Annotated in this window: 3 protein-coding genes; 1 reads left to right on the top strand and 2 read right to left on the bottom strand. The window is 70.3% G+C overall.

The window, feature by feature from the left end; translation table 11 throughout:
- The first annotated feature begins 87 nt into the window (after positions 1–87).
- Positions 88–1,344, top strand: coding sequence for a pectate lyase (gene pelA, locus VFZ20_RS09035; RefSeq protein ID WP_329683534.1), 1,257 nt, complete (start codon positions 88–90; stop codon positions 1,342–1,344).
- Positions 1,345–1,784: 440 nt separating this feature from the next.
- On the opposite strand, the gene VFZ20_RS09030 is transcribed toward pelA, so the two are convergent.
- Both VFZ20_RS09030 and VFZ20_RS09025 read right to left on the bottom strand, forming a co-directional pair.
- Positions 1,785–3,407 carry a RagB/SusD family nutrient uptake outer membrane protein gene (locus VFZ20_RS09030; RefSeq protein ID WP_329683533.1) on the bottom strand — a complete coding sequence of 541 codons (1,623 nt, stop codon included), beginning with the start codon at positions 3,405–3,407 and terminating at the stop codon, positions 1,785–1,787.
- 73 nt (positions 3,408–3,480) lie between these two features.
- The coding region (locus VFZ20_RS09025) for a SusC/RagA family TonB-linked outer membrane protein (protein ID WP_329683532.1) at positions 3,481–5,686 on the bottom strand (2,206 nt) is incomplete at its 5' end.

Genomic DNA, 5,686 nt, shown 5'->3' with positions numbered 1-5,686 from the left:
CGCAGAGTACTTCGTCGCGCGATGAAGTACTCTGCTGCCTCTGCTCCCTCTGCGTGAGAATTCTTTTTCCTGGATGATGGAGGAGAGATGATTCCACGCAGCACGATCGCGGCGCTTGCGATGACCGTCGGCGCGATGGCGGGAATGGCATCGTGCGCGGCGGCGCAGGGCGGGGAAGCGGCGCCGTCGCCGGTGTCCGCGGCCGTGCCGGACACGCTGCTGGGCACCTCGCGCATCGCGTCGCTGCCGGCGGCGCAGCGCGCGGCGTGGGAGGCGTACGTCCGCGGCTCGCGCGAGAACGCGGCACGCGACCGCGCGTTCATCGACGCGGAGCTGCGCGCCGCGGGCAGGGACGCGCCCACGCCGGCGCCGGACGGCCGCGGCTTCGCCGTCACCAGCGCCATGGACAGCGCCTGGTTCCGCGGCGACGAGGCGCGGCGCTTGGCGGACGTGCTCGTCACCTACCAGACGCCCACGGGCGGGTGGAGCAAGCGCATCGACTTCACCCGGCCTCGGCAGCCCGGCGAGAGCTTTTCGTCCGACGACCGCTGGACGTGGATCGGCACGCTGGACAACGGCTCCACGACGGAGCAGCTGCGCTTTCTCGCCAGCGCCATCCGCGCCCACGGCGATCCGGCGCACCGCGCGTCGTTCCTGCGCGGCATGGAGTACCTGCTCGTCTCGCAGCAGCCCACGGGGTGCTGGCCGCAGGTGTACCCGCTGATGGGCGGATACCACGACGCGGCCACCTACAACGACGACGCCACCGTGCACGCCCTGGAGGTGCTGCGCGACGCGGCGGACGGCGACTTCGCGTGGGTGCCGGCGGAGCTGCGCGCGCGCTCGGCATCAGCCGTGGAGCGCGGGATCAGCTGCATCCTCCACACGCAGATCCGCGTGGATGGGCGGCGCACGGCGTGGGGCGCGCAGCACGATCCCGTCGCGTTCGCGCCCGTCAGGGCGCGCGCGTACGAGCACGCGTCGCTCAGCGGGCGCGAGAGCGCGGCCATCCTCAACTTCCTGCTGGAGATCCCGAATCCGTCGCCGGAGCTGGTGGCGGCCATCGATGACGCGGCGGCGTGGTTCCGCGAGGCGGCCATCACGGGCTACCGCTACGTGCCGCGCGGCGACCTCACGCCCCAGGCCGGCGCGGGGCCGCTGTGGGCGCGGTTCTACGAGATCGGCACCAACCGCCCCATCTTCAGCGACCGCGACGGGGTGATTCGCTACACGCTGTCGGAGATCGGCGAGGAGCGGCGCACGGGCTACCTGTGGTACACCGACGAGCCCGCCACCACACTGCGCCGCTACGAGCGCTGGCAACGCCGCCGCGGCGGATCCTGATCGGGGAGATTGACATCGGCGGACGTTCCGCGGATACTTCCAGGCAGCTCGTCTGCCATGTGTAGAAAGAGTTACGAGGCCGCTACCCAATTGGGGAGCGGCCTCAGCTTTTCTACCCCGCGACGGATGGTCTTACAGTGTGTGCCGGCCCTGCGCGAGCGCCCCCTCCGCTCGCCCAGGCTCGCACCTCCCCCAATAACCCCTGGGGGAGGTTGAACATCTCAAGCGTGTCGCCGGCACTGAGCCGTGGGATGGCTCTACGGAGGATTGCACACGGGGCCTGCGGCCAACGGAGTTAACGGTAACGAATCAGAGAACAACCGTTGACCCCGTTGGCCGAAGGCCCCGTGTGAGAAATGCAGTTCCCCGAACGCCGAAAGGGGCACCTCCTCGCGCCGAGGAAGTGCCCCTTCGTTCGTCATCCGCCGATCCCCCCGTGATTACCAGCCGGGGCTTTGCACCAGCTGCGGGTTGGTGGCGATGGCTGCCGCCGGGATGGGGTAGAACCGGTACTTGTCGGCGATGATGATGCTGGGGCCGGCCTTGGGAACGCTGTTGCCCCAGGGGCTCGCGTTCAGGTTCTGCCCACCCTGCGCCACCGTGCGCCCGGCCAGGATGTTGGCCTCCACGCGCGCCTTGCTCCACGCCCAGTGGCGCTGCATGTCGAAGAACGTGTGCCCCTCCAGCACGAACTCGTAGCGGCGCTCCACCTGGATGACGGTGCGCAGCGAGTCCTTGCTGATGGACCGGTTGAGCACGGGCAGCTCCGCGCGCCGGCGCACGGCGTCCACCGCGTCGAACGCCGTCGTCGTGGGGCCGTTGAGCTCGTTCTCGGCCTCGGCCAGCATGAGCAGCACATCGGCGTAGCGCAGCAGGATGTAGTCCGTCTCCTCGGCGCCGCCCGTGCCGGCCTGCGGGTCGATGTACTTGCGGGGCGTGGGGCCGCCGCCCGTGGTGCCGAAGTTGTTCTGCTGCGTGCTGGTCATGCTGCGCGACCAGGTGAGCAGCCCGCGCGTGGGGTGCGTGTAGCTGATGAGCCAGGTGCCCGCCTTGCGCTCGTCGGCGTCGCTCCAGTCGCGAAAGAACGGCCACTCCGAGTAGAACGACGCGCCCGGCGTGTTGGCGCCGGAAAGCCCGGAGTTCTGCGGCGCCACGTGCTGCGCCAGGCGCCCGCCCATCCCCGTCACCCGCGTGTTCTGGATGGAGAAGATGATCTCGGCGTTGTTCTCGTTGTCCAGCGCGAACACGCGGCCGTAGTCCGCCAGCAGCTGGTAGCGGCCGCCGGCGATGACGGCCTGCGCCTCGGTCTTGGCCTTTTGCAGCGAGGCGGCCCCGCCGCCGTGCACCAGGGCCTGCTGCAGGTGCACCTTGGCCAGCAGGGCGTGCGCGGCGCCGCTGGTGGCGCGGCCCGTGTTGGTGCCCGCCACGCCGGCGTAGGTGGCCGGCAGGGCCCCCGCCGCGTACTCCAGGTCGGCGATGATGGCCGCGTACACCTCGGCGGCCGGCGTGCGCGGCTGGGGCAGGGCCTGCTCCAGGCGCGTCACGTACTCCAGGCGCAGGGGCACGTCGCCAAAGAGGCGCACGAGGTTGAAGTAGTGCAGGGCGCGCAGGAACCGGGCTTCGGCCACGATGCGGTCTCGCAGCGCGGCATCCATGCTTTCGATCCCCGGCACGTTGGCGATCACGGCGTTGGCGCTGGCGATGGCGCTGTACGCGGCGCCCCACACGGTGGGCAGGTACGGGTGCTCCACCGTGTAGTTGAAGTTGTCCAGCGAGCCGCGGTCGTGCGTGGCGCCAAAGCGCGACGTGAGCTGCTCGCCGGGATAATCGACGAGCATGTAGAAGTTGCGGCCGTAGTAGTCGTCCACCCCGTACCCGTTGGGGGTGTTGAACGAGGCGTACACGCCGTTGATGGCCGCGATGGCGTCGTCGCCGTTGCGAAAGAAGTTCTCCGGCCCGATGAAGTCCTCCGGCACCTCCGACAGGAACGCGTCGTCGGTGCAGGCGGCCGTCGCGGCGAGCAGCAGGGCGCCCAGGGCGGCGGCTACGGTTCTCTGCATCATCTCTCTTCTCCGAGAGGGTTCAGTTTCGGTGGATCCGGCGCGCCACCCGCGAGGGACGGCGCGCCCGTCCAGGTCAGTAGCCGACGTTGACGCCCAGCGTGATGGTGCGGGCCAGGGGGTACGCGCCCACGTCCACGCCGCGGTTCACGTTGCCCACGCCCATGCTGCTCACGTCCGGGTTGAAGCCGCTGTACTCCGTCCACGTGCGCAGGTTGTTGCCCGTGACGTACAGCCGCGTCTCGCGCAGCCCGCGGGCGCCCACCCAGCGCTGGGGGAGGGCGTAGCTGAGCGTGACGGTGGCCAGGCGCAGGTACGAGGCGTCCTCCAGCATCACGTCCACGTAGTTGCTGCCGATGCTGCCCGAGCTGGCGCCGATGCGGGGATACGCCGCGTCGGGGTTCTCCGGCGTCCAGCGGTCCAGGAAGCGCTCGCGGGTCACGTTGGTGATGGGCGAGCCGCCTTCCACGCGGATGAGGTTCAGGTTCATCACGTCGCCGCCGAACGAGCCGTGCAGCAGGCCGCTGAGCTCGAAGCCGCGGTACGCCACCGTGGTGCTCCACCCCAGCGTGTAGTCGGGGTTGGGGTCGCCGATGATGGTGCGGTCCAGCTCGTTGATCACGCCGTCGGGCACGCCCTCGGGGCCGCTCAGGTCCAGCACCCGCGCGTCGCCGGCCTGGAAGGCGCGGTCCGGCAGGCGGGCGCCGTAGCTGGCCGCCTCGGCGCTGTCGCGGAACAGGCCGTCCGTCTGGTAGCCGTAGAACACGCCGATGGGCTGGCCCACGCGGATGTCGGTGCCGGGAAAGTTGAAGTTGGCGCTGATGCCGCGCACCCGCAGCACGTCCAAGCCGCCCAGGTCCAGCACCCTGTTGCGGTTGCGGGCAAAGTTGAACGAGTTGCTCCAGCGCACCGTCTGCAGCCCGTCGCCCCGCAGGGCGTTCACGCCCAGGGCCAGCTCGATGCCGCGGTTGCGCACCGTGCCCGCGTTCTGCCACACCTCGCGGAATCCGCTCTCCAGGGGCAGCTGCACGGGGAACAGCAGGTCCTCCGTGCGGCGGTTGTAGTAGTCCGCCGTGAGCGTCATCACCCCCCACAGCCCCAGGTCCACGCCCGCGTCGAACTGGTAGGTGGTCTCCCAGCCCAGCTCGCGGTTGGCCAGGGCCGTCTGCCGGTAGCCCGTGACGATGGTGCCGCCCAGGCTGGTGTTGCGCGGATCGAGCACGGCCAGCGACTGGTACGGCTGCACGGCCGCGTTGCCCGTGGCGCCGTACGCAAAGCGGAGCTTGAGCTCGTCCAGGGGCTCCACGTCGCGCAGGAACGGCTCCTCCGACGCGCGCCACGCGAACGCGGCGGACGGGAAAAAGCCCCACTTGCGGTCCGGGCCAAAACGGGACGATCCGTCGTAGCGGCCCGTGAGGGTGAACAGGTAGCGGCCCGCCAGGTTGTAGTTCACGCGGCCCAGGTACGACGCCAGCGTGGTGCGCGCCTGCCCCGAGGTCACCACCGGGCCGCCCTCGCGGTTGCCCGCGCCGATGTCGTTGTAGCCCAGGTCGTCGCTCAGGAAGTTCTCGTTGGTCATGCTGGTGCGGGTGGTCTCCTGGATCTGCCGCGTGTAGCCCACGACGGCGTTCACCAGGTGGTCCGCCCCGAACGTGCGGTTGAACGAGAGCGTGTTCTCGTTGAGCCACGAGCTGCTTTCCGTGCGCCCGCGGATGGCCTGCCCGCTCGTCTGCGCGCCGCGCAGGGTCACCCGCGGCCAGTACGTGTCGCGCGTGCGGTTGGTGATGTTGGCGCCCAGGCTGCTGCGGAACGTGAGTCCCTCCAGCACGTCGTACTCCGCGAACAGGTTGCCCAGCACGCGGTTCTCGCCCAGCTGGTCCTTCATGCTGGTGAGCACGGCCACCGGGTTCTGCACGTCGGGGATGGTGAGCGCGCCCGACAGCTCCGCGGGGGCGTCCGTCGACATGTTGGTGAACGTGCCGTCGTCCTGGCGCACGGGCAGGGTGGGGATGAACTGCAGGGCCGCCGCCACGGCCGAGGCGTCGCTGCCGCCCACGGCGCCGTCGGTGGCCGCGAAGCTCGTGGACACGCGCGAGCCCGTGATGTTGGTGCCCACCCGCATCCGGGTGCCCACGTCCTGGTTCAGGTTCAGCCGCAGCGAGCTGCGCTCGAACGCCGAGCCCAGCACCACGCCGTCCTGGTCGTAGTGGCCCGCGCTGACCGCGTAGCGCGTGGCGTTGCCGCCGCTGGTGCCGCCCGTGACGGACGCCTGGAAGCTGCGC

The sequence above is a fragment of the Longimicrobium sp. genome (assembly GCF_036280135.1).
Lineage (GTDB): Bacteria > Gemmatimonadota > Gemmatimonadetes > Longimicrobiales > Longimicrobiaceae > Longimicrobium.
This window is presented reverse-complemented; position numbering and strand designations above follow the sequence as displayed.